Below are 26,660 nucleotides of genomic sequence, written 5' to 3'. Positions count from 1 at the left end.
CCTGTGGGAGCTGGCTTGCCAGCGATAGCGGTGGATCAGTCAGCGTTGAAGTAACAGACATACCGCCATCGCTGGCAAGCCAGCTCCCACAGGATTTTGTGATGCATTTAAAGGAGTTTGTGTTCCATTGCGTATTTCACCAGTTCGGCGAGCGAGGTGATGTTGAGCTTCTGCATCAACCGCGCCTTGTGCGTGCTGATGGTTTTGCTGCTCAGGGCCAGTTGCTGGGCGATGTCGTTGACGTTGGCGCCTTGGGCGAGGCGCTCGAACACCGAGAACTCGCGTTCGGACAACAATGAGTGCAACGGCCGCGCATCAGTCAGGCCAACCTCGAAGACCATCCGGTCAGCCAGATCCGGATCGATATAGCGCCCGCCCGCCGCGACTTTGCGGATCGCCGTGAGCAACAGCGCCGGATCGCTGTCCTTGGTCGCATACCCGGCCGCACCGACCTTCAAGGCGCGAGCGGCCATTTGCGCTTCGTCGTGCATCGACAGCACCAGAATCGCCGGCGGGTTGTTCAGCGCACGGATTCGCGGGATCGCCTCAAGACCGTTGACCCCGGGCATGGAGATGTCCAGCAAGACCACCTCGCACGGCACGCTGCGCAGGGTTTCGAGCAACTGCTCGCCATTGCTCGCCTCCCCCACCACTTGCAGATCCTTGGCCAGGCCGATCAATTGCTTGATGCCTTCACGGACGATGGTGTGGTCTTCGGCTACCAGTACACGGATCACGTTCTTCTCCATTGTTCTTATTCAGCGCCAGGGTCATTCGCGAGCAGGCTCGCTCCCACTGGGAAGTGCATTCCAATGTGGGAGTGAGCCTGCTCGCGATAGCGTCAGCCCAAACACTACAGACTTTCAGACCTCACTCACCGGCACTCGCACCATCAGACTGGTGCCCTCCCCCGGCTCACTCTCCAGCGTCAACCGCCCGCCCATGATCAACACCCGCTCGCGCATGCCGACCAGTCCAAACGACGTCGGCCGACCGGCAACGGCGACAAATCCTACGCCGTCATCACTGACCGTCAGACACAATTCATCGCCTTCCAGCGTCAGCGTCAGTTCGACAGTATGCGCCTGGGCATGGCGCATGACGTTGGTCAGTGCCTCTTGCAGAATGCGGAACAGGCCAATTGCCTTGGCATCGCTCAGTGGCGGCAGATTGTCCGGCACCTGCACCAGACACGGAATCTGCGTGCGCGCCTCGAACCGCCGCGCCTGCCATTCGATTGCCGAGGCAATCCCGGCATCGAGAATCGGCGGTCGCAGCGCCGTCGCCACATCGCGGACCAATTGAAACAACTGCGCGATCAGGCGTTTCATACTGTTCAGCCGCTCATTCAGACCGGGGTCGAGTTGTGCGTAGGCTAGTTCGCACATCGACGTCTCCAGTTTCAGCACGGTCAACATCTGCCCCAGTTCATCGTGAACCTCGCGAGCGATTCGCGCCTTTTCCTCTTCACGCACGCTCTCAAGGTGCGCCGACAGTTCGCGCAATTGCTCGCGCGATGCCGCCAACTCCAGTTCGATGCGTTTGCTCTCGGTGATGTCCCAGACGATGCCATCCCAGACATAGGCGCCATCCTCCAGTTGCCGGGTGATCGCCTTGATCTCGGCCCAGCGCTGTTGCCCCTGGCGCGTGAGAATTCGACCCTGCCACGACCAATCGCTGTCAGTGTCCAGCGCCTGATCCTGGGTCTGGTGATAACTGGCCCTGTCGTCCGGATGCACCAGACTGCGCAGGCCCATGTCGCGGTGTGCGATGGCCGCCGGCGCATAACCCACCAGGTTCTCACTGCCCTCGGAAATGTAGGCAAAGTCGATCTGCCCGGTCACCGGCGCCCGCTCCAGCCGGAACACCAGCCCCGGCACGTTGGCGGCAATGCCTTGCAGACGCGCCTCGCTCTCCTGCAACGCCGCCAGCGCACGCCGGCGTTCGGTGACATCGGTGAGATAGACCACCAGATACTCACTGTCGCGAAAACGCAGGAAACTCAGCGATACGTCCGCCGGCAGCACACTGCCATCGGCCCGTACGCAGCTGGTTTCGAAACTCAACGGCCCTTCTTCACTGGCCCGTGCGCGCTTCCACAGGTTGAGCCAGCGGTCCATGTGCAAACCCGGTTCGAAATCGATCAGCGGTCGTTCGATCAGCCCGCCCGATGGATAACCGAGCATATTTTCCGCCGCCCGGTTGGCGTAGCGCACATGGCTGTCCCAATTGACCCAAAGAATGCCGACAGTGCTTTGATCGATGGAAAACTGTGTCAGCCGCAGGGCCTCTTCGCTGGCAGCACGCAAGGCGATGTCTTCGCGCGCGGCGAGCAGACGCTGTTCAAGACTGTGCTGTTGGCGCCGCTGCCAGAACACGATGGCCACGCAACTGAGCAACATGACGGCAAACAACAGACTGAGGTTCTGCCAGAACCCCGGCGACTCCGACAGTCGCGGGTATTTCGGTTGCAGCCATTGGCTGTGCAGATGTTCGAGATCCTTCGCCGGGATTGCACGCAATGCACTCTGGACGATACCGGCGAGTTCCGGCCAGTCGCGGCGCGAGCCGACCCGCAGCAGTTGCGGCAGACCGATGTCGCCGACCACCACCAGTTCGGCAAACTCCGGCTCTGCCGAGAGGCGACCGAGCTGCGCTTCATCAACGATCGCGTATGACGCTTGCTGACTCAACAACAGCTGCAATGCCTGACGCTCAAGGGGCACGCCTTGCAGGTTCAGATGCGGATAGTTGCCGCGCAGATAGTCGGCGGTGGTGCTCGGCATGCGCACGGCGACACGGGTCTGGCTGTCGAGTTTCTCCAGATCCACCCCGCCGCTGGCCTTCTGATCGCTGACCACCAATTGCGGCACACGCATGTACGGGTCGGAGAACTGCCAAAGACGCAGGCCACTCGGCGTCTGGGTCAGCCCCGGGGCGATATCGATTTCGCCTTCGCGTGCAGCCATCTCCAGCTGCGCCAGATCCTGAAAGTTGCGCCAGCTCAGCTCGACATTGAGTGCCTTGGCCAACAACTTCATCAACTCTACGTTGGCCCCAGACAAGCGCTGCAAGCGTCGGTCGTATTGCGCATACGGCGCCTGTAATACCAGGCCAACGCGCAATTCGTTGTGCTGCGCGAGCCATTGCCGCTCACTCGCCGACAACTGCGCAACGTGCGCTGATGGCGCAGGCGCCGCCCAGCCCATCAAGGGAAGCCACAAACAGCCGATAACCCACAGGCAGCAAAATCGCTTCATTGAAGTCTCATACACTGACAAATTCTGACCAACCCATTAGGCTGCCGGGATACTTTTCTGGCCTGGAATAACCGATGCCCTCTGTCTACCGCCTGGCAATGCCAGCATTGTGCCTGTCGCTGATCCTGCCTTGTGCGTTTTCCGTCAACGCAGCCGATCCGGCACCTGCCGCCGCTGCGGAAAAATCCGCCGCAGAAAAACCGGCCGAACGCCAGCCATTGCTTGAGCGTAGTCAGGAAGAGGCCGCCGCACTGCAACGTAAAGTCCCGGCGCAGGAACAGCAACAGTTGCAGGCCGCCAGCGACACCTTTCTCGCCTTGTGGAAACCGGCCAACACTGCCGAGCCCAAAGGCGCGGTGATCATCATCCCCGGCACGGGTGAAACCGCTGACTGGCCTCAGGCCATCGGCCCATTGCGGCGCAAGTTGCCGGACGTTGAATGGAGCAGCCTGAGTATCACTCTGCCCGATCTGCAAGCCGATGCCATCGCGCCGCGCGTGGTCGAAGCGGCTGCGGCCCCGAAAGCGCCTGAGTCGGGCAGCAAAGATTCGACCACCGCGCAACCGATCGAGCAAGCGGCGGGCGGTGAGGCTGAAGTCGCCGATCAGGTGATTGCCGAGACGACCGAAGAACAATCCAAAGCCGATGCCGAGCGCATCTTCGCGCGAATCGACGCAGCCATTGCCTATGCCGAACAGCAAAGTGCGCGGCGCATTGTTGTGCTCGGTCACGGTACCGGTGCGTACTGGGCCGCGCGTTACTTGAGCGAAAGGCAAACGGCGCAGGTGGAAAAATTTGTCATGGTCGACGCGCAGGCACCGGTCAAGGTCAAGCCGGCACTGGCGGAACTGACGCCGACGCTGAAGCTGCCGACGGCGGATATTTTTTACATGGACAAACCGCTGGATCGCAACGCAGCGCTGGAGCGCATGCAGGCGAGCAAGCGTTTGAAGACCTCGGCATTCAGCCAGGTGGCGCTCAAGGCATTGCCGGATAACAAGGCTGAGCAAGAGCAGTTGTTCCGCCGCGTGCGTGGCTGGTTGAACCCACAGAACACGGACTGACCGGCAGACCGCGTCGCCCCCTTCGCGAGCAGGCTCGCTCCCACATTGGATCGGCGTACACAATCCACTGTGGGAGCGAGCCTGCTCGCGAAGAGGCCAGCGCAGACGATACAGACCTGACCGCTAGCGAAAATCCCGCCGCTCACGAATCAACGTGTAAGCATTGTGCAAGTCGCGGGTTTTCTCGGTCGCGTCGCGCACCTGCGCTGGCGTCGCGCCACTGCCGGCAATCTTGTCCGGGTGATGACGACTGAGCAGACGCCGATAAGCGCGTTTGATCTGCGCCGGCTCGCTGGATGCCGACACACCGAGCAGGCGCATCGCTTCCTGATAGCTCACCGCCGCACTGACGATTGGCCGCTTGCCGGGTTCGTAATCACTGGCCAGCGCCTGCACCTGATGCGTCGTCCAGCCCAGCCATTTACCCCACTGCGCCAGCAATTCCCGCTCGCTGACACCCGCCCGGCCATCGGCCCAAACCATCCGCCAGCATGCTCGCAACACACCTTCGGCCGCGTGCGGCTGCGCACTCAGGCGCCGCAGATAACCGCGCAGATTATCGCCACCGGACTTGCCTCGGTTGAACGCCGCAATCGCCCGACGCGTCGCCGGTTCGCTCATCTCCAGCGCGCGCATTTCGTTACGCGCCTGCTGGATATGCCCGTCCGTGACCCGCCCGTCGCTCTTGGCCAGACGCCCGAGCAACACGAACAACAATTCGTCGTTGCGCAGCATCGGCCGGCCGCCGAGTTTTTCCCGCAAATGCCCCCAGCTCTGCAAGTGCAGGCGCCGATCCAGCGCCTGTCCCAACAACGCCCCAAGCATGGCCCCCGGAATGCTGGCGATCGCAAAACCCGCTCCGGCTCCAATCAGAGTCCCTGGCCACAACATATCAGCGACTCGCTTCTATCAAGGCTTCAGCTTCGGCCAGACGCTCATGCGTACCGACATCGACCCAGTGACCTTTCAGCCGCTCGCCCGTCACCTGCCCGTCAGCCATGGCTTTGCGCAGCAACGGCGCCAGTTTGAAGGCACCGTCCGCGCAGCCATCGAACAACTGCGGATGCAGCACGGCGATACCGCTATAGGTCAGGGTCTGCGCATCAGGCTGGCCATCGCGTACCTTTCCATCGGTCAGGGTGAAATCGCCGCTCGGGTGATGCGCCGGATTGTCCGCCAGCACCAGATGCGCCAGACCATTGATCGGCTGATGCAGCACGCTGAAGTCGTAATCGGTCCAGATATCACCGTTGACCACCACAAACGCATCGTCACCGAGCAACGGCAGCGCACGGAAAATCCCGCCGCCGGTTTCCAGCGGCTCGCCTTCCGGCGAGTACTGGATGCTCACACCAAACTGCGAGCCGTCGCCTAGATAGTCCTCGATTTGCTGACCGAGCCAGGCGTGGTTGATCACGATTTCACTGAAACCGGCTGCCGCGAGGGCGCGCAGGTGATATTCGATCAAGGGCACGCCGCCGGCACGCACCAGCGGTTTCGGGGTGGTCAGGGTCAGCGGGCGCATGCGCTCGCCTTTGCCTGCCGCCAGAATCATTGCCTTCATGCTGTTGCTCCACCCCACAGGCTGGCGAACAGCGCTTGCAGCTCGGCCAGTTCAGGACGTCGGGCGATCACCGCTTCTATATAAGAGAAGAAACGCGGCACGTCGGCCAGATAACGCGGCTTGCCATCGCGGTGACAGATACGCGCGAAGATACCGATGACTTTCAGGTGACGCTGCACGCCCATCAGGTCGCTGGCTCGCAGGAAGTCTTCGAAATCCGGCTGCACCGGGATGTTCAGTGCCGACGCTTGCTGCCAGTAACTTTCCAGCCAGCCACGCACGCGCTCTTCAGGCCAACTGAGGAAAGCGTCCTTGAACAGGCACGTCACGTCGTAAGTCACCGGGCCATAAACCGCATCCTGAAAATCCAGTACGCCGGGATTCGGCTCACTGAGCATCAGGTTGCGCGGCATGTAGTCACGGTGCACCAGCACTTTCGGCTGGGCCAGGGCGCTGTCGATAAGCAAGTCGCTGACGTGCTGCCACTGTTGCTGCTGGATCGAATCGAATTCGACGCCCAACTCACGCTTCACGTACCACTCGGGGAACAGTTCCAGCTCGCGACGCAACAGCGCAACGTCATAACTCGGCAACGGTGCGACCATCGGCAACTGCTGAAAAGCCAGCAGCGCTTGCAAGGCATCGCTGAACAATGCATCGGCGCTTTCGCCATTAATTACGTCGAGATAGGTCTTGTTGCCCAGGTCATTGAGCAAAAGAAAACCGCGTTCGAGGTCTTCGGCATAAATTTTCGGCACATTTATTCCGGATTTCGCCAGCAAAAAGGCGATATCCACGAACGGTTTGCAGTTTTCCTGGGGTGGCGGCGCGTCCATCACGACGAAGCTGCGACCCGCGCCTTCCCAGCGGAAGTAACGGCGGAAACTCGCGTCACTACTGGCCGCGGTCAACGTGGCCGGGGGCACGGCGCCCCAGCCCTGATCTGCAAACAGGATTGCCAACTGCTCATCGAGCCAAACTTTCAGGTGTTGCAAGCGTACATCTTGGTCAGGCATTGCAAGGGTCTCCGACGGCGCTAGCCGTCAAGCGGGTCATGCGTAATTATCAAGCATCTTATTCAGACCCTCCAGAGGCGAGCCGCCCACACCGCGGGCAGATGGCACGCAGCAAGCCCGGACAAATAAGATGGCATTGAAATCCCCCGCGTTTCGTAAAAAATTTCCGTTGTTGGTAACCGGCAGTCTGCTGGCTATGCAACCTCTGGCCAGTCAATTCGTTGTCGCCGCCGAGCAGTATGACTGCTCTGTCTCGGCTACGGGTGCCTGGGACTGTTCGCCCAAGACGCCGGCCGCTGCATTGCCGCCGCGTCCAGTGCATGACGGCAGTGCCGTCAGCGCCACCGGCGAAGCCCCGAGCGAAAACGGTTCGACTTCCGACACAGGCCCGAAAACGGCACTGGTCACCGAAGCCAAAGGCCGTGGCCTGAAATCCCGTAGCGAAGACTTCAGTCACCTCGACTGGGTTCCGCGCGAGAAGCTCACCGCCGCCCAGCTGGCCGAGACCGGTCCTTACTGCTCTGGTGCCTATATCGAACCGATTCGTCCTGGCATGAATGACAAGACGAATAAAAGCGATGCTCCGACCTTTATCGGCGCAAAAGCTTCGCGCTATAACACCGATGATCAAGTCGGTACGTTGGCCGGTGATGTCGTCCTGCGTCAGGGCAGCATGCAGGTCGAGTCCGACGAGGCGAGCCTGTATCAGGCCGAGAGCCGCGCCGAACTCAATGGCGACGTGCGCATCCGCGACAACGGTGCGCTGATCGTCGGCGACCACGCCGATGTGCAGCTCGACACCGGTGAAGCCAAGGTCGACAACGCCGAATACGTGATGCACAAATCGCGCATCCGCGGTAACGCGCTGTACGCCAAGCGTGCTGAAAACGCGATCATCCGCCTCAAGGACGGCACGTACACCACGTGCGAACCGAACAGCAACGCCTGGCAGCTCAAGGGTAATAACATCACCCTGAACCCGGCCACCGGCTTCGGTACCGCGACCAACGTGACGTTGCGCGTAAAAGACATTCCGATCCTGTACACGCCATACATCTACTTCCCGATCGACGATCGTCGTCAGTCGGGCTTCCTGCCGCCGACCATCGGCAGCGGCAGCGATACCGGCTTCATGCTGGTCACTCCGTACTACTTCAACCTGGCGCCTAACTACGACGCCACGTTGTACCCGCGTTACATGAGCAAGCGTGGCATGTTGGTGGAAGGCGAGTTCCGTTATCTGACCAAGTCCAGCGAAGGCCAGTTCGGCGCTGCGTATCTGAACGATGACGACACCGAACGCAGCAAGCAGACCGATTACGAAAAAACCCGCTACATGTACAACTGGCAGCACAAGGGTGGTCTCGACTCCCGTGTGCTTACTCAGGTTGACTACACCAAGATCAGCGATCCTTATTACTTCCAGGATCTGCAGACCGATCAGATTGGTGTGAAGAGTTCTGACTTCGTGAACCAGCAGGGTCTGGTTGCCTATCGAGGCGATTCGTATACCGCGATTCTGAACGCACAGCAGTATCAATTGGCAACCGTTTCGAATATCACACCTTATGGCCGTCTGCCGCAGATCACCTTCAATGGTCAGCTGCCGTATCACCCGGAAGGTCTGAACTTCGATTATGAAACCGAGCTGGTGCGATTTGATCGTGACTTGAAAACCGGCAACTTCATCGATGAAGACGGCAACTCGTCGCCGCGCTTGGACACCAACGTTCAAGGTCTGGCCCGTGCCAATGGCGACCGTTTGAACCTGAAGCCAGGTGTCAGCCTGCCGATGAACTGGACTTATGGCTTCCTGAAGCCGTCGCTCAAGTATCAGTACACCCAGTATCAACTTGATCTGGACGGTACCGGCAAATCGCAGATTGCTGCCATGTCTCCGGAAAACCAGAATCTCTACGGGAAATTCGGCAGCAACCAGAACCGCGGCGTACCTATTGCCAGCATCGACAGCGGCCTGTACTTCGACCGCAATACGTCATTCTTCGGCAAGAACTACCGCCAGACGCTGGAACCACGCCTGTTCTATCTCTATGTACCAGAGAAAGACCAGTCGGATATTCCGGTGTTCGACACCAGCGAATACACCTTCAACTACTCGTCGCTGTTCCGCGACAACCGCTTCTCCGGCTCCGACCGCGTCGGTGACGAGAACAAACTGTCGCTGGGTGTAACCAGCCGCTGGATCGAAGACAACGGCTTCGAACGTCAACGCATCAGCGTCGGCCAGGCACTGTACTTCAAGGATCGTGAAGTACAACTGCCAGGTATCGATGCCAAAACCCGTGACGACGCGAAATCCAACGTTTCGCCATACGCACTGGAATACGAATACCGCTGGAACCGCGACTGGCGCACCACGGCCGACTACAACTGGGATCCGGACAGCCGCAGCCCACGTTCCGGCAGTGCGATGTTCCACTACCAGCCTGAAGACAACCCGAACAAGGTCATCAACGCCGGCTATCGCTATCGCAATGACCAGATTCGTTACGACCAAAACACCGGCAAGTGGGCTGTGGGTGGTGGTGACTACGGCACTCCAGGCCAGCCTGGCTACGTGAAGGACTACTACAAGATCCAGCAGCATGACTTCTCGGTAATCTGGCCGATCGTTCCACAGTGGAACGCGATCAGCCGCTGGCAGTACGACTACAACCGTAACCGTACCCTGGAAGCCTTCGGTGGTTTCGAGTACGACAACTGCTGCTGGAAACTGCGCCTGATCAACCGTTATTGGGTTTCCTATGACGAGTTCAGCCAGGAAGCTCCGCAAAACGAAAAAGGCGACCATGGCGTCTTCCTCCAAATTGTTCTGAAGGGACTCGGTGGCCTCACTGGCGCCAAGGTAGAGAGCTTCCTCGACAAAGGCATTCAAGGTTATCGTGAACGTGAAGACCAAGCTTTCTGATTGTCTGCGCCCGCTAGTGCTGGGCGCGCTGTTTCTGGGTACGGCGGCCAACGCCGCCGTACAGTCCATCGATAAAGTGGTAGCGATCGTCGACAACGACGTGGTCATGCAGAGCCAACTGGACCAGCGCGTTCATGAAGTTCAGCAGACCATCGCCAAGCGTGGAGGTGGCTTGCCACCTCCAGGTGTCCTGGATCAACAGGTGCTCGAGCGCTTGATCGTCGAAAACCTGCAACTGCAGATCGGCGAGCGTTCCGGCATCCGCATCACCGATGAAGAACTGAACCAGGCTGTCGGCACCATCGCCCAGCGCAACAACATGACTGTTGACCAGTTCCGCGCCGCCCTGGCACACGACGGCCTGTCTTATGACGACGCCCGTGACCAGATCAAGCGCGAGATGATCATCAGCCGTGTCCGTCAGCGCCGCGTGGCAGAGCGCATTCAGGTCTCCGAGCAGGAAGTGAAGAACTTCCTCGCCTCCGATCTGGGCAAGATGCAACTGTCCGAAGAGCTGCACCTGGCCAACATCCTGATTCCGACCCCGGAAAGCGCCAACTCCGAAGCGATTCAGAGTGCCGCACGTCAGGCCATGGAGGTTTACCAGCAGCTCAAGCAAGGCGCCGACTTCGGTCAATTGGCCGTGGCCAAATCCGCCAGCGATAACGCACTGGAAGGTGGCGACATGGGCTGGCGTAAAGCCGCTCAACTGCCACCTCCGTTCGATCGCGAGTTGAGCAGCATGGCCGTCGGCGACGTGACTCAGCCGGCACGCACGCCAGGTGGTTTCATCATCCTCAAGTTGCTGGCCAAGCGTGGCGGCGAAGCGCAGACCCGTGACGAAGTGCATGTTCGCCACATTCTGGTCAAGCCAAGCCCGATCCGCGACGAAGCCAAGACCAAAGCCCTGGTGCAATCGCTGTATGAGCGAATCCTGGCAGGTGAAGATTTCGCCACTTTGGCCAAGAGCTACTCCGAAGACCCGGGTTCCGCCCTCAACGGTGGCGACCTGAACTGGATCGACCCGAACGTACTGGTGCCGGAATTCCGTGAAGTGATGGCCAAGACCCCACAAGGTCAGCTGTCCAAGCCGTTCCAGACCCAATACGGCTGGCATGTTCTGGAAGTCCTTGGCCGTCGCGCCACCGACAGCACCGAACAGGCCCGCGAGCAGCAAGCCATGACCGTACTGCGTAACCGCAAATACGACGAAGAGCTGCAAACCTGGCTGCGTCAGATCCGTGACGAAGCGTACGTAGAGATCAAACTCCCTGGTGCAGACCAGGCAGCGCAGTGAAACCCAAGCGTTTCGCGCTGACACCCGGCGAACCAGCCGGCATCGGTCCCGACCTGTGCCTGCTGCTCGCCTCGCAAGCCCAGCCACATCCCCTGATTGCCATCACCAGCCGCGACCTGCTCCTTAAGCGGGCCGCGCAGCTGGGGCTGGCCGTCAACTTGCTGGAAGTCGGCCCGGGGCAATGGCCGGACGCTCCGGCGCCGGCCAACAGCCTGTATGTTTGGGATACACCGCTCAGCGCCCCGGTGGTGGCCGGACAACTGGACAAGGCCAATGCGGCCTTCGTCCTCGAAACCCTGACCCGCGCCGGCAACGGCTGCCTCAACGGCGATTTCGCCGGGATGATCACTGCCCCCGTGCACAAGGGCGTGATCAACGAGTCGGGTATCGCCTTCTCTGGACACACGGAATTTCTCGCTGACCTGACCCATACCGCCCAAGTGGTGATGATGCTCGCCACACGCGGTTTGCGTGTGGCACTGGTCACCACTCACCTGCCCCTGCGCGACATCGCCGATGCGATCACGCCGGAGCGGCTGGAGCGAGTCACGCGGATTCTGCACAGCGACCTGCAAAACAAATTCGGCATCGCCCAACCGCGCATCCTCGTTTGCGGGCTCAACCCGCACGCCGGTGAAGGCGGACACCTGGGCCATGAAGAAATCGACATCATTGAACCGACATTAGAGCGCCTGCGCGGCGAGGGCATGGACCTTCGTGGCCCGCTGCCTGCCGACACTCTGTTTACCCCCAAATATCTGGAGCACTGCGATGCAGTGCTGGCGATGTACCACGACCAAGGCTTGCCTGTGCTCAAGTACAAAGGCTTCGGCGCTGCCGTCAACGTGACCCTGGGCTTGCCGATCATCCGCACATCGGTCGACCACGGCACCGCCCTGGATCTGGCCGGCAGCGGCAAAATCGACACCGGCAGCCTGCAAGTCGCCCTGGAAACCGCCTACCAGATGGCCGAGACCCGTTTATGACCGAGCAATACCAACACAAGGCGCGCAAACGCTTTGGCCAGAACTTCCTGCACGATGCCGGCGTTATCGACCGCATCCTGCGCTCCATCAGTGCCAAGTCCGAAGATCGCCTGCTGGAAATCGGCCCGGGCCAGGGCGCACTGACCGCCGGCCTGCTCAACTCTGGCGCGCAGCTGGACGTGGTGGAACTGGACAAGGATCTGATCCCGATCCTCAATCAGCAGTTCGCCGGCAAGAGCAACTTCAACCTGCATCAGGGCGATGCGCTGAAGTTCGACTTCAACACGCTCAATGCCGCCCCCAACAGCCTGCGCGTCGTCGGCAACCTGCCGTACAACATCTCGACGCCGCTGATTTTTCACCTGCTGAACAACGCCGGCATCATTCGCGACATGCACTTCATGCTGCAGAAAGAAGTGGTCGAGCGTCTGGCAGCAGGCCCGGGCGGCGGTGACTGGGGTCGCCTGTCGATCATGGTTCAGTACCATTGCCGCGTCGAACACCTGTTCAACGTCGGTCCGGGCGCGTTCAACCCGCCACCGAAAGTCGACTCGGCGATCGTCCGCCTGGTGCCGCACGCGGTGCTGCCACACCCGGCAAAAGATCATCGCCTGCTTGAGCGCGTCGTACGCGAAGCCTTCAACCAGCGCCGCAAGACCTTGCGCAACACGCTCAAGCAATTGATGACCGCTGCCGAGATCGAAGCGGCCGGCGTCGATGGCAGCTTGCGTCCGGAGCAACTCGACCTGGCCGCGTTCGTGCGCCTGGCCGACAAGCTCAGCGAACAAGTCCCGCCAGCACCCGCCGCCGACTGACCGGCGATGAACGCTATCGGGCAGGACGCCACTCTGGTTTACTGCCCGATACTTGCCTAGACTGATTCCCCATCAGCTACGCCTCGCGTTCCGCTTCGTTTAAGGCCCTTTTGCATGTCCGATCCTCGTTATCAGGTCGATGTCAGCGTCGTTACCCACTATCTGGCAGACCAATCGCAACCCGAACACGACCGCTTCGCCTTCGCCTACACCATCACCGTGCAGAACAATGGCGAGCAACCCGCACGCCTGATGTCACGCCACTGGGTGATCACCGACGGTGACGGCCATGTCGAAGAGGTACGCGGCGCGGGTGTCGTCGGCCAGCAACCGCTGATCGATTCAGGCAAAAGCCACACCTACAGCAGCGGCACGGTCATGACCACCAAGGTCGGCACCATGCAAGGTACTTACGAGATGGTCGCCAGTGACGGCCAACATTTCGACGCAGTCATCAAGCCCTTCCGCCTAGCCGTCCCCGGAGCCCTGCACTGATGGCGACGTACGCCGTCGGCGACCTGCAAGGCTGCCTCGAACCGCTCAAGTGCCTGCTCAAGCAAGTCGCGTTCGATCCGAAACTCGATCGGCTCTGGCTGGTGGGTGATCTGGTCAACCGTGGCCCGCAGTCACTGGAAACCCTGCGCTTTCTCTATGGCATGCGCGAATCGCTGGTCTGCGTCCTCGGCAATCACGACCTGCATCTGCTGGCGGCGGCAAAAAACATCGAACGCCTGAAGAAGTCAGACACGCTGCGCGAGATTCTCGACGCGCCAGACTGCGCCGAACTGCTTGAGTGGGTACGTCAGCAAAAGCTCATGCACTACGATGAGACGCGCGACGTCGCCATGGTCCACGCCGGCATTCCCCCGCAGTGGTCGCTGCGCCGAGCCTTGAAGTGTGCCGACGAAGTCGAAACCGCCCTGCGCGACGACAATCTGTTTCCCGCTTACCTCGACGGCATGTACGGCAACGATCCGGCGAAATGGGATAACGACCTCAAAGGCGTGACCCGCCTGCGCGTCATCACCAACTACTTCACCCGCATGCGCTTCTGCACCGCCGAGGGCAAGCTCGACCTCAAGAGCAAGGAAGGCCTCGACACCGCGCCGCCAGGCTACAAACCGTGGTTCCAACACAAAGACCGCAAGACCAAAGGCCTGCGAATCATCTTTGGCCACTGGGCGGCGCTGGAAGGCAATATCCATGAGCCAGGCATTTCTGCGCTGGACACCGGTTGTGTCTGGGGCGGCAGCCTGACCCTGATGAACGTCGACAGCGGCGAACGCCTGTCGTGCAAATGCGACGAACATGGCGGCCTCGCCCCGACCGTAGCACCACTTATCCCCGAAACTTCGCCAGTCAGCGCACCGCGTTAGACTGCGCATTCAGCAGAGCAACAGGAACCCGCCATGAGCGAATTCAAACGAATCCCCCCGGAGCAGGCTCAGGCCCTGCGTGAGCAAGGTGCTGTTGTGGTCGACGTGCGCGACCCAGCGACCTTCGCTGCCCTGCATATCAGCGGCTCGAAGCATCTGGACAATCATTCCCTGCATGCCTTCATTCAGGGCGCCGACCTCGACGCCCCGACCGTCGTCGTCTGCTACCACGGCAATTCCAGCCAGGGCGCTGCCGCTTACCTGATCAGCCAGGGCTTCTCGGACGTCTACAGCATGGACGGCGGTTTCGAACTCTGGCGTACGACCTACCCTGCGGAAACCGCGCAAGGCACCTCCGAATAATTTTTTTGTAACGTGCAGGCCCCGGCTCCCGTGGGCCTGCGCGGGCAGACGAACGGTCTTGCCACACATAATTACGTATCTCGCCTTTACCTCCCGAATTCCCAACTATCCTTAAGCCCAGGCCATCCAAAACAGGGGAGAGCCGGTACACCGGCGCACGGGTCATCGGGAGTGACTTTTACGATTGTCGGTCGTGAAAGTGTTCTGGGGGGTAAACAATCAGCTGCCACAGCGGCTGCTTGCCAGCATCGACTGAGTGATCCGGCGTCGGCTCCACGTATCGAGCGAGGTGACGTCATGAGTATCTTTAGCCACTTCCAACAACGCTTCGAGTCCACACGCCAGGAAGAACTCTCGCTGCAAGAGTACCTGGAGCTGTGCAAAAAAGACCGTAGCGCCTACGTTTCCGCCGCCGAGCGTCTATTGCTGGCCATCGGCGAACCGGAACTGCTCGACACCTCGACCAACTCGAGGCTGTCACGCATCTTCTCCAACAAGGTGATCCGTCGCTATCCGGCCTTTGAAGACTTCCACGGGATGGAAGAATGCATCGACCAGATCGTCTCGTATTTCCGCCATGCCGCCCAAGGCCTGGAAGAGAAGAAACAGATCCTCTATCTCCTCGGCCCTGTTGGTGGCGGTAAATCGTCCCTGGCCGAGAAGCTGAAACAGCTGATCGAGAAAGTGCCCTTCTACGCAATCAAGGGTTCGCCGGTATTCGAATCGCCGCTGGGTCTGTTCAACGCCACCGAAGATGGCGCGATCCTCGAAGAAGATTTCGGAATTCCACGGCGTTATCTGAATACCATCATGTCGCCATGGGCGACCAAACGCCTGGCCGAATTCGGCGGCGACATCAGCCAGTTCCGCGTGGTCAAACTGTATCCGTCGATCCTCAACCAGATCGCCGTGGCCAAGACCGAACCGGGTGACGAGAACAACCAGGACATTTCCGCGCTGGTCGGTAAAGTCGACATCCGCAAACTCGAGGAATACCCACAGAACGACGCCGATGCCTACAGCTACTCCGGTGCGCTGTGCCGGGCCAACCAGGGCTTGATGGAATTCGTCGAAATGTTCAAGGCACCGATCAAGGTGCTCCATCCGTTGCTGACTGCGACTCAGGAAGGCAACTACAACAGTACCGAAGGTCTCGGCGCGATTCCGTTCACCGGGATCCTGCTGGCGCACTCCAACGAATCGGAGTGGCACACCTTCCGCAACAACAAGAATAACGAAGCGTTCATCGACCGGATCTACATCGTCAAAGTGCCGTACTGCCTGCGGGTCAGCGACGAGGTGAAGATCTACGACAAACTGTTGTTCAACAGTTCTCTGGCCAAGGCGCATTGCGCACCGGACACCCTGAAGATGCTCGCGCAGTTCACCGTGCTGTCGCGCCTCAAGGAGCCGGAAAACTCCAACATCTATTCGAAGATGCGCGTCTACGACGGCGAAAACCTCAAGGACACCGATCCGAAAGCCAAATCGATTCAGGAATACCGCGACTCTGCGGGCGTGGATGAAGGCATGAACGGTCTGTCGACCCGGTTTGCATTCAAGATCCTGTCCAAGGTGTTCAACTTCGATCCGCACGAAATCGCCGCCAACCCGGTGCACCTGCTCTATGTGCTGGAACAGCAGATCGAACAGGAACAGTTCCAGGCTGAAACCCGTGAGCGCTACCTGCGCTACCTGAAGGAATACCTGGCACCGCGTTATATCGAGTTCATCGGCAAAGAGATTCAGACCGCGTACCTCGAGTCTTACAGCGAGTACGGTCAGAATATCTTCGACCGCTACGTGCTGTATGCGGACTTCTGGATTCAGGATCAGGAATACCGCGATCCGGAAACAGGCGAAATCCTCAACCGCGTGGCCCTCAACGAGGAACTGGAAAAAATCGAAAAACCGGCCGGGATCAGCAATCCGAAGGATTTCCGCAACGAGATCGTCAACTTCGTCCTGCGCGCCCGGGCCAACAACAACGGCAAGAACCCGACCTGGCTCAGCTACGAAAAACTGCGGGTGGTCATCGAGAAGAAAATGTTCTCGAACACCGAGGATCTGCTGCCAGTCATCAGCTTCAACGCCAAGGCCAGCAAAGAGGATCAGCAGAAACACAACGACTTCGTTACACGAATGGTCGAACGCGGCTACACCGACAAACAGGTACGGCTTCTTTCCGAATGGTACCTACGGGTCCGCAAATCGCAATAAAGCAGCTGCAAGCTTCTAGCGACAAGCTGCAAGAGAACAGCAAAAACCGATCTCGAGGACGGGATAGCTTTCACTTGCAGCTTGAAGCTTATGACTTGAAGCTCCCCGGAGGGGTCTATGAGCTATGTGATCGACCGACGTCTCAATGGCAAGAACAAGAGCACGGTGAACCGTCAGCGTTTCCTGCGGCGTTACCGTGACCACATCAAGAAGGCTGTCGAAGAGGCGGTCAGCCGGCGCTCGATTACCGATATGGAGCACGGCGAGCAGATCAGCATTCCCGGTCGCGACATCGACGAGCCGGTGCTTCACCACGGCCGCGGCGGCAAGCAGACCGTGGTTCATCCCGGCAACAAGGAGTTCACTGCCGGCGAACACATCGCCCGGCCACCGGGTGGTGGCGGCGGACGCGGGCCGGGCAAGGCCGGCAACTCCGGCGAGGGTATGGACGAGTTTGTCTTCCAGATCACCCAGGAAGAATTCCTCGAATTCATGTTCGAAGATCTCGAACTGCCCAACCTGGTCAAACGCAACCTCAGCGGCACCGACACCTTTAAAACCGTACGCGCCGGGATCAGCAACGAAGGCAATCCGTCACGCATCAATATCATCCGCACCCTGCGCTCGGCCCATGCACGGCGCATCGCCCTGTCCGGCAGCAGCCGGGCGAAACTGCGCGAAGTCAAAGAAGAGCTGGAGCGCCTGAGACGCGAAGAACCGGACAACTTCGGCGATATTCAGGAACTCGAAGCCGAAATCGAAAAGCTCAGTGCGCGCATCCATCGCGTGCCGTTTCTCGATACCTTCGATTTGAAATACAACCTGCTGATCAAACAGCCCAACCCCAGCTCGAAAGCGGTGATGTTCTGCCTGATGGACGTCTCCGGCTCCATGACCCAGGCGACCAAGGACATCGCCAAACGCTTTTTCATCCTGTTGTACCTGTTCCTCAAGCGTAACTACGACAAGATCGACGTGGTATTCATCCGCCACCACACCAGTGCCCGGGAAGTCGATGAAGAGGAGTTTTTCTATTCGCGGGAAACCGGCGGCACCATCGTTTCCAGCGCCCTGAAACTGATGCAGGAGATCATGGCCGAGCGCTATCCGAGCAACGAGTGGAACATCTACGCCGCACAGGCTTCCGACGGTGACAACTGGAACGACGACTCGCCGATCTGCCGCGACATCCTGATCAACCAGATCATGCCGTTTGTGCAGTACTACACTTATGTGGAGATCACCCCGCGCGAACATCAGGCCCTCTGGTACGAATACGAACGCATCGCCGAAGCCTTTTCCGACACGTTTGCCCAGCAGCAACTGGTCTCGGCCGGGGATATCTATCCGGTCTTCCGTGAACTCTTCCAGCGCAGGTTAGTGACATGACCGCCAAAGAGCAGAAGCGCCAACCCATTTCTACCGGCTCCGAATGGACGTTCGAGCTGATCCAGACCTACGACCGCGAAATCGCCCGTATCGCGGCCGGTTATGCGCTGGATACTTACCCCAACCAGATCGAAGTGATCACCGCCGAGCAAATGATGGACGCGTACGCCTCGGTCGGCATGCCGCTGGGTTACCACCACTGGTCCTACGGCAAGCACTTCCTCAGCACCGAAAAATCCTACAGTCGCGGGCAGATGGGGCTGGCCTACGAAATCGTGATCAACTCCGATCCGTGCATCGCTTATCTGATGGAAGAAAACACCATCTGCATGCAGGCGCTGGTGGTGGCCCACGCGTGCTATGGCCACAACAGCTTCTTCAAGGGCAATTACCTGTTCCGCACCTGGACCGATGCCAGCTCGATCATCGATTACCTGGTATTCGCCAAGCAGTACATCATGCAATGCGAGGAACGCCACGGCATCGACGCGGTGGAAGACTTGCTCGACTCCTGCCACGCCTTGATGAACTACGGCGTCGACCGCTACAAGCGCCCCTATCCGATTTCCGCCGAAGAAGAACGGCGGCGTCAGAAGGATCGTGAAGAGCACATGCAGAAGCAGATCAACGATCTGTGGCGCACGATTCCCAAAGGCGCAGACAAATACAGCGACAAGGACAATGCGCGCTTCCCCGCGGAACCGCAGGAAAACATCCTCTACTTCATCGAGAAACACGCGCCATTGCTGGAACCGTGGCAGCGCGAGATTGTGCGGATCGTGCGCAAGATCGCCCAGTATTTCTATCCACAACGCCAGACTCAGGTGATGAACGAAGGCTGGGCAACGTTCTGGCACTACACACTGATGAACGACCTGTATGACGAAGGCCTGGTCACCGACGGTTTCATGATGGAATTCCTCACCTCGCACACCAGCGTGGTGTTCCAGCCAGGTTTTGACAGCCCCTACTACAGCGGCATCAACCCCTACGCACTTGGCTTTGCCATGTACCGTGACATCCGGCGCATGTGTGAAGAGCCCACCGACGAAGACCGTCACTGGTTTCCGGACATTGCCGGAACCGACTGGCTTTCGACCATCAAGTTCGCCATGAGCAGCTTCAAGGATGAAAGTTTCATCCTGCAGTACCTGTCGCCCAAAGTAATCCGCGATCTGAAACTGTTCAGCATCCTCGATGACGACCAGAAAGACGATCTGCTGGTACCGGCAATCCACGACGAAACCGGTTACAGGATCATCCGCGAAACCCTGGCAGCGCAGTACAACCTCGGCAATCGTGAGCCGAACGTGCAGATCTACAGCATCGATCGACGGGGCGATCGCTCCCTGACTCTGCGTCACCAGCAACACGACCGCAAACCGCTGGGCGACTCCACCGACGAGGTGCTCAAACACCTGCATCGCCTGTGGGGCTTCGATATTCATCTGGAAACCCTGCAGGGCGACCAGATCATGAAAACCCATCACGTTCCGCCACGCAGTGAACACAGCGAAGGGGATTACGGTCGGCTCGACCTGGCCGTCATTCATCTTTGATCCGGTTCTGGCCTCCGAAAGTCCGACGCAAGGGTTATTCTGTCGGGCTAACGGAGGTTTTTTATGCAGATTTATAAGGTCGGCGGTGCGGTACGTGATCGCCTGTTGGGCAAACCGGTCACCGATATCGACTGGGTCGTCGTCGGCGCCAGCACTGAAGAAATGCTCGCGCAGGGCTATCGCCCGGTCGGCGCGGATTTCCCGGTATTCCTTCACCCCAAAAGCGGCGAGGAATATGCCCTCGCCCGCACCGAACGCAAAAGCGGTCGTGGCTACGGCGGTTTCACCTTTCACGCCAGCCCCGAAGTAACGCTTGAAGAAGACCTGATCCGCCGCGATCTGACCATCAACGCCATGGCCGAAGACGATCAACAGAACCTGACCGATCCGTATCACGGCCAGCGCGATCTGGAAGACCGTATTCTTCGCCACGTTTCCCCGGCGTTCGCCGAAGATCCCTTGCGTGTGCTGCGTGTTGCCCGCTTCGCAGCACGCTATGCCGGACTGGGCTTTGCCGTCGCGCCCGAGACCATGGAGCTGATGCGTCAGCTCAGCGAATCCGGTGAACTGGAAGCGCTGACTGCCGAACGTAGCTGGAAGGAAATCTCCCGGGCACTGATGGAAGATCAGCCGCAGGTGTTCGTCGAGGTTCTGCGTGAATGCGCAGCGCTGAAAGTACTGATGCCGGAAGTCGATGCCTTGTTTGGCGTGCCGCAACCGGAAATCCATCACCCGGAAATCGACAGCGGCATCCACACCTTGAGCGTGCTGGAGCAGTCAGCGCTGCACAAACAACCGCTGACCGTGCGCTGGGCCTGCCTGCTGCACGACCTCGGCAAGGGCCTTACGCCCAAAGAAGAATGGCCTCGGCACATTGCCCACGAGCACAAAGGGTTGAAGCTGATCAAAGCGGTCAACGAGCGCTTCAAGGCGCCGAAGGACTGTCAGGAATTGGCGCTACTGGTCGGCCAGTACCACACCCATGGACATCGTGCGCTGGAGTTGAAAGCTTCGACGCTGCTGGAATTACTGCAAAGTTTTGATGTGTATCGCCGCCCCCAGCGCTTTGAAGAGTTCATTGCTGCTTGCGAGATGGATGCACGCGGGCGCAAAGGGCTTGAGCAGAGAAGTTATCCACAGGCGGATTATCTGCGTGGCGCGGCGACTGTTGCACGTGGCGTGGCGGTGCAGCCGTTGCTGGAGAAGGGATTCAAAGGGCCAGAGCTGGGCGAGGCACTGAAACGTGAAAGGCTCAAGGCACTGAAGGCTTACAAAGAGAGCGCTTGAAGCAAGATCAAAAGATCGCAGCCTTCGGCAGCTCCTACATGGGGTTATGCATTTCCCTGTAGGAACTGCCGCAGGCTGCGATCTTTTGCTTTAAAGATTCGGCGGGGTCAGTTGTTCGCCACGCCACTCGAAAGGCACCGGCGCCAACACCTGATCAATCTGCGCCTCAGCCCACAACGTCGCGAAGCTTTTTCCCACGCCCGGATGCACACGATCCGGCGCAATCAGCGACAGCGGCCACAGCACAAAAGCATTTTTCAGGATTTCCGCCCGCGGCAGGACCAGACCGTCGAAGTTACCCACCAGATCGCCATACAGCAGCACGTCGATATCCAGCGGCAAACCCTTGCGCTCCGGCGCATAACGACCGTTATCAGCCTCGATGAACTTCAAGCGCCGATCCAGTTCCATCAACGGCAAGTCGGTATACGCCGACACCACGAAGTTGAAGAACGGCCCGCTCTTGATCCCCACCGGCTGGCTTTCGAACACTGCCGAACAGCGGATATCCACCAGAAACGTGGCCAGCGCATCGAGACCGGCGCGCAAATGGGGTTCGCGCTCGATATTGCTACCGAGCCCGAGGTACACCTGAGTCAGCGACATCCGCGCTCGATCTCCACACCCACACCACCCTTGGCGGCCGGCACAGCGCCTGGCTTGGTCAGCTTCAGGCGGATCCAGGTAATCTTGAATTCCGTCATCAGCACTTCAACCAGACGCTCGGCAAAAGTCTCGACCAACTGGAATTGCGCCTGCTCGGCAAACGCCTGGATGCGCGTGGAAACGCTGGCGTAGTCGAGCGCCAGGGTGAGGTCGTCACCGGCGGCGGCCGGGCGATTGTCCCAGGCGAAGCTCAGATCAAGACGCAGGCACTGTCGGATGCCGCGCTCCCAGTCGTATGCACCAATCACGGTGTCAACTTCCAGGCCCTCGATAAACACTCTGTCCAAGCACTTTTCTCCGCTGCACGACAAGGGCGCAATGCGCCGTTAGAATCAGGGCGTCCTCGCCCGGAATAGTTAGCATGTTTTGGTTACTGGCGATTCTCGCCTACCTGCTCGGCTCGCTGTCCTTTGCCATTTTGCTCAGCCGCCTGACCGGAAATCCGGATCCGCGAATGAGTGGCTCGGGTAATGCCGGCGCCACCAACATGCTGCGCCTGGCCGGTCGCAAACTGGCGATCCTGACCCTGCTCGGTGATCTGTGCAAAGGCTTGCTGCCGGTGCTGATCGCAGCGGCTGCGGGCCTTTCGCTGCAGGATCAGGCCTGGATCGGCGTGTGCGCCGTGATCGGTCACCTGTTCCCGCTGTACTTCCGTTTTCGTGGCGGCAAGGGCGTTGCCACCGCTGCCGGCATGCTGCTGGGCCTGTACCCACCCGCCGCGCTGCTGGCCGTCTGTGCCTGGCTGCTGACGTTCTACCTGACCCGCACCAGCTCGCTGGCGGCGCTGATCGCGACGCCGCTGACCCTGCCGTTGCTCGCCTGGCAGGAACCGGAAGCGCTGTTACCGATGAGCGCATTGACGCTGCTGATCGTCTGGCGCCACCGCGGCAATCTACGCGACCTGTTTGCCGGGCGCGAACGGCATTTTTAAATACCGTTCATGAGCGCCGCTCATCACAACGCCGACAACTGCTCCATCGGCCAGCGCGCCTGCACGCTGATCGCCAGACTTTCCTGCTGACCGGCCTGCAGACGCTGGCAACCGGCAAACGCGATCATCGCGCCATTGTCGGTGCAAAACTCGGGACGGGCGTAAAACACATCGCCTTTCATGTCACCGAGCATTTTCTCCAGCGAAACACGCAATGCCTTGTTGGCGCTGACGCCGCCAGCGATCACCAGACGTTTCATGCCCGCCTGTTTCAGGGCGCGCTTGCACTTGATGGTCAAAGTCTCCACCACGGCCTGCTGGAACGCCAGCGCGATGTCGCAACGGGCTTGCTCGCTGTCGTCCCCGGCGCTGACGCACTGTTGCCAAGCGTTGAGAGCAGATGTTTTCAGACCACTGAAGCTGAATTGCAGACCCGGGCGATCGCACATCGGCCGCGGGAAAGTGAAACGTCCGGCGACGCCCTTCTCTGCCAACTTGGCGATTTCCGGCCCGCCCGGATAATTGAGGCCCATCATCTTCGCAGTTTTGTCGAACGCTTCGCCCGCCGCGTCGTCGAGAGTCTCGCCGAGCAACGTGTATTGACCAATGCCGTCGACCTGAACCAGCTGCGTATGGCCGCCGGAGACCAACAAAGCGACGAACGGGAATTCCGGCGGTTTTGGCTCCAGCATTGGCGCCAGCAAATGGCCTTCCATGTGGTGTACGCCGAGGGCCGGAATGCCCCAGGCAAACGCCAGCGCCTGCGCGCAGGAAGCACCGACCAACAGCGCGCCAACCAGGCCAGGACCCGCGGTATAAGCAATCGCGTCGATCTCGGTCGGCACACAGTCAGCCTCGGCCAACACCTGACGAATCAAGGGCAGCATGCGCTTGACGTGGTCACGCGACGCCAGCTCCGGCACCACACCGCCATAAGCGCGATGCAGGTCGATCTGGCTGAACAATGCATCGGCCAGCAAGCCGCGCTCACTGTCATATAATGCGACACCGGTTTCGTCGCAGGAGGTTTCTAATCCCAGTACTAGCATGGGTTTGCGCCTTGTTTAGGCTGAATTCGAAGGCGCGCATAATAGTCGCCACGTGATGCCCCGACCAGCGGTTTTCGATCAGAGGCTTTGCATTCCGAGCGATGAGGGGTTAACATCCGCAACCCTTAAAAACCGACGTCTTCAAGGGCTCTTTTGCCGCGAGGATGTTGCCCCCGGTAATGAATGAAGGTAGCTCTGGATGCAAGCCGTCAGAGGTAAAGAGAGCGAACCCTTCGACGTAGCTCTGCGTCGTTTAAAGCTCTCCTGCGAAAAAGCCGTTTTTCTGGGTGAAGTTCGGATCCGCGATTTGTATCAGTAGCCAACTTCTGAGCGTAAGCGCAAAGCAGCAGCCGCTGTTAAGCGTCACGCCAAGAAAGTTCAGCGCGAACAGCGCCGCGCCGTTCGTCTGTACTAATACACAGACGTTCGTAGCAAGCTTCTTGCCTAAGCCCGGCCTTCAGCCGGGCTAATGGCATTTGCGTAAAACGCTTGATGCTTCACCGTCGAAGCCGCAGACGCGACCGAGACAAATCTGCTTCACGCGTCAGACCTGGCTCTTTTGCCAGCGGTGCACGTCTTTTCTGACGAGCCTTTCAAGGCTACTGACGAGCACACCCACTGATTCCTCTTACGACGATCAGCCCAAGGCACCTGCATGCGTGCCCGCTTTATTGAGCTATCCGAGGCCCTAAACCAGCCGTCAGCGGATTCAGCGCAACACTTTCAAATAGTCGAAGGCTGATGAGCACTAACGTCAGTGGATTTTCGGCAGATACACTTCCCGACAGCGATTACGCAGACGACACCGGTCGAGCCGCATATTTTGCGTGCCTACAGTAACGACCCGCGTCCGACAGCCCTTCGTATCGGACTATTCACAGCGCAGACGACGAGAACGCCATGGCCGGGCTGATTCCCCAGAGCTTCATTGACGACCTGCTGAACCGCACCGACATCGTCGACGTGGTCAGCTCGCGCGTGCAATTGAAGAAGGCCGGCAAGAACTACACCGCCTGTTGCCCGTTTCACAAAGAAAAAACCCCGTCTTTCAGCGTCAGTCCCGACAAACAGTTCTACTACTGTTTCGGTTGCGGCGCTGGCGGCAACGCCCTCGGCTTCCTCATGGATCACGACAACCTGGATTTCCCCCAGGCAGTCGAAGATCTGGCGAAGGCCGCCGACATGGAAATCCCCCGCGAAGAAAGCGGCCGCGCCCACAAACCGCGCCAACCGACAGATTCGCCGCTGTATCCGCTGCTCACCGCCGCCGCCGACTTTTACCGTCAGGCGCTCAAGAGCCATCCATCGCGCAAAGCCGCGGTGGACTATCTCAAGGGCCGCGGCCTGACTGGCGAAATCGCCCGGGATTTCGGCCTCGGCTTTGCTCCGCCGGGCTGGGACAACCTGTTCAAACACTTGAGCAGCGACACGCTTCAGCAAAAAGCCATGATTGATGCCGGCCTGCTGATCGAAAACGCCGAAACCGGCAAACGCTATGACCGCTTTCGCGATCGCGTGATGTTCCCGATCCGCGATACCCGGGGGCGCATCATCGCTTTCGGCGGTCGCGTACTCGGCGACGACAAGCCGAAATACCTGAACTCACCGGAAACCCCGGTATTCCATAAAGGCCAGGAACTCTACGGCCTTTATGAGGCGCGCAAGAACAACCGCAACCTCGATGAAATCATCGTCGTTGAAGGCTATATGGACGTCATCGCCCTCGCCCAGCAAGGCCTGAAGAATGCCGTCGCGACACTGGGCACTGCGACCAGCGAAGAACACTTGAAGCGCCTGTTCCGGGTCGTCCCGAACGTATTGTTCTGCTTCGACGGCGACCAGGCCGGCCGCAATGCGGCGTGGCGCGCACTGGAAGCAACACTTTCAAGCCTGCAGGACGGCCGCCGTGCGCGCTTCCTGTTTCTGCCCGAAGGTGAAGACCCGGACACTCTGGTGCGCGCTGAAGGCACTGACGCGTTCAAAGCGCGGATCAATCAGCACGCGCAACCATTGGCAGATTACTTTTTCCAGCAACTGACGGAAGAAGCTGACCCGCGCTCGCTCGAAGGCAAGGCCCACATGGCCACCCTCGCCGCACCGTTGATCGACAAAGTGCCGGGCGCCAACCTGCGCATCCTGATGCGCCAGCGCCTGACCGAAATTACCGGCCTGAGCAGCGAGACCGTCAGTCAACTCGCCCAAAGTGCACCACAGGAAGCGCCGCCCGCTTACGATCCAGGCATCGATTACGACGCAATGCCGGACTACAGCGACTACCATCAGCCGCAGGCACAGGACATGTATGTGCCGCAGCAGGAATGGACGCCGAAAAAACCCGGTGCCGGCGGCAAGAAGTGGGACAAGAAACCCTGGGACAAGAACGGCAAGCGTGGCGGCGATCGCGATCAGCAACGTCCACGAACGCCAATCGGCGTCGAGTCACCGACCCTGACTGCCCTGCGCACACTGCTTCATCACCCGCAACTGGCCGAGCGCGTCGAAGATGCCGGGCACATTGCGGACGAAAATCAGACCAACGCCCAGCTGCTTGTGGCGTTGCTCGAAGCCGTACAGAAGAATCCCAAGCTAAACTCATTTCAATTGATCGCGCGATGGCACGGCACTGAACAGGGTCGATTGCTCAAGGCACTGGCAGAAAAGGAATGGCTGATTGACGGAGATAACCTTGAACAACAGTTTTTCGACACCATTACTAGCTTGTCAGCCCGCCAACGCGAGCGAAATCTGGAACAACTGCTCAGGAAAGCTCGTCAAAGCGAACTGAGCCTGGAAGAGAAAAATCAACTGCGCGACCTTCTAAGTCGCAATGTTTCCGCATCAAACCCGACCTCAACTGGCGCGTGAGGTCATAGCTCAGGTATAATCCTC

At 59.4% G+C, this 26,660-nt stretch carries 22 protein-coding genes and 1 pseudogene; 15 read left to right on the top strand and 8 right to left on the bottom strand.

Going from position 1 to position 26,660, the window contains the following annotated elements:
* Positions 1-107: 107 nt before the first annotated feature.
* The gene (locus tag ACIOWE_RS23895) at positions 108-749 is read right to left on the bottom strand and encodes a response regulator (protein ID WP_401396592.1); all 642 of its coding nucleotides are present in this window, start codon (positions 747-749) and stop codon (positions 108-110) included.
* Between the two features lie 114 nt (positions 750-863).
* Complete coding sequence (locus tag ACIOWE_RS23890; RefSeq protein WP_401396590.1) at positions 864-3,260, bottom strand: PAS domain S-box protein; 2,397 nt, start codon at positions 3,258-3,260, stop codon at positions 864-866.
* 74 nt (positions 3,261-3,334) lie between these two features.
* Between ACIOWE_RS23890 and ACIOWE_RS23885 the strand changes: the two genes are divergently transcribed.
* Positions 3,335-4,324: an alpha/beta hydrolase family protein gene (locus tag ACIOWE_RS23885; RefSeq protein WP_401396587.1), complete on the top strand. Its 990-nt coding sequence runs from the start codon at positions 3,335-3,337 to the stop codon at positions 4,322-4,324.
* Positions 4,325-4,447: 123 nt separating this feature from the next.
* Here the strand turns inward: ACIOWE_RS23885 and ACIOWE_RS23880 are convergent, their stop codons facing one another.
* The 3 genes from ACIOWE_RS23880 to ACIOWE_RS23870 are packed head-to-tail and all read right to left on the bottom strand — an operon-like array spanning position 4,448 to position 6,904.
* The gene (locus ACIOWE_RS23880) at positions 4,448-5,215 is read right to left on the bottom strand and encodes a TerB family tellurite resistance protein (RefSeq protein ID WP_401396584.1); all 768 of its coding nucleotides are present in this window, start codon (positions 5,213-5,215) and stop codon (positions 4,448-4,450) included.
* 1 nt (position 5,216) lies between these two features.
* A complete protein-coding gene (gene murU, locus ACIOWE_RS23875; protein WP_401396581.1) occupies positions 5,217-5,888 on the bottom strand; it encodes an N-acetylmuramate alpha-1-phosphate uridylyltransferase MurU in 672 nt (223 codons plus the stop codon).
* Positions 5,885-6,904 (bottom strand): aminoglycoside phosphotransferase family protein, encoded by a 1,020-nt coding sequence (locus ACIOWE_RS23870; protein WP_401396578.1) that lies wholly within the window; start codon positions 6,902-6,904, stop codon positions 5,885-5,887. The genes murU and ACIOWE_RS23870 overlap by 4 nt, the downstream gene beginning before the upstream one ends.
* Positions 6,905-7,034: 130 nt before the next feature.
* Here ACIOWE_RS23870 and ACIOWE_RS23865 point away from each other — a divergent pair, with 130 nt between their 5' ends.
* The 11 genes from ACIOWE_RS23865 to ACIOWE_RS23815 all read left to right on the top strand — a co-directional run bounded on the left by ACIOWE_RS23865 (position 7,035) and on the right by ACIOWE_RS23815 (position 21,125).
* Positions 7,035-9,833, top strand: a complete 2,799-nt coding sequence (locus tag ACIOWE_RS23865; RefSeq protein WP_401396575.1) for an LPS-assembly protein LptD — start codon at positions 7,035-7,037, stop codon at positions 9,831-9,833.
* The gene (gene surA, locus ACIOWE_RS23860) at positions 9,808-11,130 is read left to right on the top strand and encodes a peptidylprolyl isomerase SurA (protein WP_201236577.1); all 1,323 of its coding nucleotides are present in this window, start codon (positions 9,808-9,810) and stop codon (positions 11,128-11,130) included. The genes ACIOWE_RS23865 and surA overlap by 26 nt, the downstream gene beginning before the upstream one ends.
* Complete coding sequence (gene pdxA, locus ACIOWE_RS23855) at positions 11,127-12,116, top strand: 4-hydroxythreonine-4-phosphate dehydrogenase PdxA (protein ID WP_401396572.1); 990 nt, start codon at positions 11,127-11,129, stop codon at positions 12,114-12,116. The genes surA and pdxA overlap by 4 nt, the downstream gene beginning before the upstream one ends.
* On the top strand, positions 12,113-12,931 hold the full coding sequence (gene rsmA / locus ACIOWE_RS23850) for a 16S rRNA (adenine(1518)-N(6)/adenine(1519)-N(6))-dimethyltransferase RsmA (protein ID WP_103304408.1): 819 nt from the start codon (positions 12,113-12,115) through the stop codon (positions 12,929-12,931). Before pdxA ends, rsmA begins: the two co-directional genes overlap by 4 nt.
* Before the next feature lie 114 nt (positions 12,932-13,045).
* Positions 13,046-13,426 (top strand): Co2+/Mg2+ efflux protein ApaG, encoded by a 381-nt coding sequence (gene apaG, locus ACIOWE_RS23845; RefSeq protein ID WP_401396569.1) that lies wholly within the window; start codon positions 13,046-13,048, stop codon positions 13,424-13,426.
* Positions 13,426-14,307: a symmetrical bis(5'-nucleosyl)-tetraphosphatase gene (locus ACIOWE_RS23840; protein ID WP_401396566.1), complete on the top strand. Its 882-nt coding sequence runs from the start codon at positions 13,426-13,428 to the stop codon at positions 14,305-14,307. The genes apaG and ACIOWE_RS23840 overlap by 1 nt, the downstream gene beginning before the upstream one ends.
* A gap of 33 nt (positions 14,308-14,340) precedes the next feature.
* The gene (glpE, locus tag ACIOWE_RS23835; protein ID WP_008061556.1) at positions 14,341-14,670 is read left to right on the top strand and encodes a thiosulfate sulfurtransferase GlpE; all 330 of its coding nucleotides are present in this window, start codon (positions 14,341-14,343) and stop codon (positions 14,668-14,670) included.
* Between the two features lie 297 nt (positions 14,671-14,967).
* The gene (locus ACIOWE_RS23830; RefSeq protein ID WP_007910115.1) at positions 14,968-16,890 is read left to right on the top strand and encodes a PrkA family serine protein kinase; all 1,923 of its coding nucleotides are present in this window, start codon (positions 14,968-14,970) and stop codon (positions 16,888-16,890) included.
* A 117-nt stretch (positions 16,891-17,007) separates the two neighbouring features.
* A complete protein-coding gene (locus ACIOWE_RS23825) occupies positions 17,008-18,279 on the top strand; it encodes a YeaH/YhbH family protein (protein ID WP_007910114.1) in 1,272 nt (423 codons plus the stop codon).
* Positions 18,276-19,838: a SpoVR family protein gene (locus ACIOWE_RS23820; protein ID WP_201236573.1), complete on the top strand. Its 1,563-nt coding sequence runs from the start codon at positions 18,276-18,278 to the stop codon at positions 19,836-19,838. The genes ACIOWE_RS23825 and ACIOWE_RS23820 overlap by 4 nt, the downstream gene beginning before the upstream one ends.
* 63 nt (positions 19,839-19,901) lie before the next feature.
* Positions 19,902-21,125 (top strand): multifunctional CCA addition/repair protein, encoded by a 1,224-nt coding sequence (locus ACIOWE_RS23815; RefSeq protein ID WP_401396562.1) that lies wholly within the window; start codon positions 19,902-19,904, stop codon positions 21,123-21,125.
* A gap of 90 nt (positions 21,126-21,215) precedes the next feature.
* On the opposite strand, the gene folK is transcribed toward ACIOWE_RS23815, so the two are convergent.
* Positions 21,216-21,731 (bottom strand): 2-amino-4-hydroxy-6-hydroxymethyldihydropteridine diphosphokinase, encoded by a 516-nt coding sequence (gene folK / locus ACIOWE_RS23810; RefSeq protein WP_401396559.1) that lies wholly within the window; start codon positions 21,729-21,731, stop codon positions 21,216-21,218.
* Positions 21,722-22,078 carry a dihydroneopterin aldolase gene (gene folB, locus ACIOWE_RS23805; RefSeq protein ID WP_201236570.1) on the bottom strand — a complete coding sequence of 119 codons (357 nt, stop codon included), beginning with the start codon at positions 22,076-22,078 and terminating at the stop codon, positions 21,722-21,724. The genes folK and folB overlap by 10 nt, the downstream gene beginning before the upstream one ends.
* Positions 22,079-22,152: 74 nt before the next feature.
* Here folB and plsY point away from each other — a divergent pair, with 74 nt between their 5' ends.
* Positions 22,153-22,722 (top strand): glycerol-3-phosphate 1-O-acyltransferase PlsY, encoded by a 570-nt coding sequence (gene plsY / locus ACIOWE_RS23800; RefSeq protein WP_103304415.1) that lies wholly within the window; start codon positions 22,153-22,155, stop codon positions 22,720-22,722.
* 23 nt (positions 22,723-22,745) lie between these two features.
* Here the strand turns inward: plsY and tsaD are convergent, their stop codons facing one another.
* Positions 22,746-23,771, bottom strand: a complete 1,026-nt coding sequence (tsaD, locus tag ACIOWE_RS23795) for a tRNA (adenosine(37)-N6)-threonylcarbamoyltransferase complex transferase subunit TsaD (RefSeq protein ID WP_401396556.1) — start codon at positions 23,769-23,771, stop codon at positions 22,746-22,748.
* Positions 23,772-23,970: 199 nt separating this feature from the next.
* On the opposite strand from tsaD, the pseudogene rpsU reads away from it, so the two are divergent.
* Both rpsU and dnaG read left to right on the top strand, forming a co-directional pair.
* Positions 23,971-24,186, top strand: a pseudogene (rpsU, locus tag ACIOWE_RS23790) (30S ribosomal protein S21).
* A 485-nt stretch (positions 24,187-24,671) separates the two neighbouring features.
* Positions 24,672-26,636 carry a DNA primase gene (gene dnaG, locus ACIOWE_RS23785; RefSeq protein ID WP_401396553.1) on the top strand — a complete coding sequence of 655 codons (1,965 nt, stop codon included), beginning with the start codon at positions 24,672-24,674 and terminating at the stop codon, positions 26,634-26,636.
* Positions 26,637-26,660: the final 24 nt, after the last annotated feature.

It is taken from the genome of Pseudomonas sp. NPDC087598, assembly GCF_044743525.1.
GTDB lineage: Bacteria > Pseudomonadota > Gammaproteobacteria > Pseudomonadales > Pseudomonadaceae > Aquipseudomonas.
This window is presented reverse-complemented; position numbering and strand designations above follow the sequence as displayed.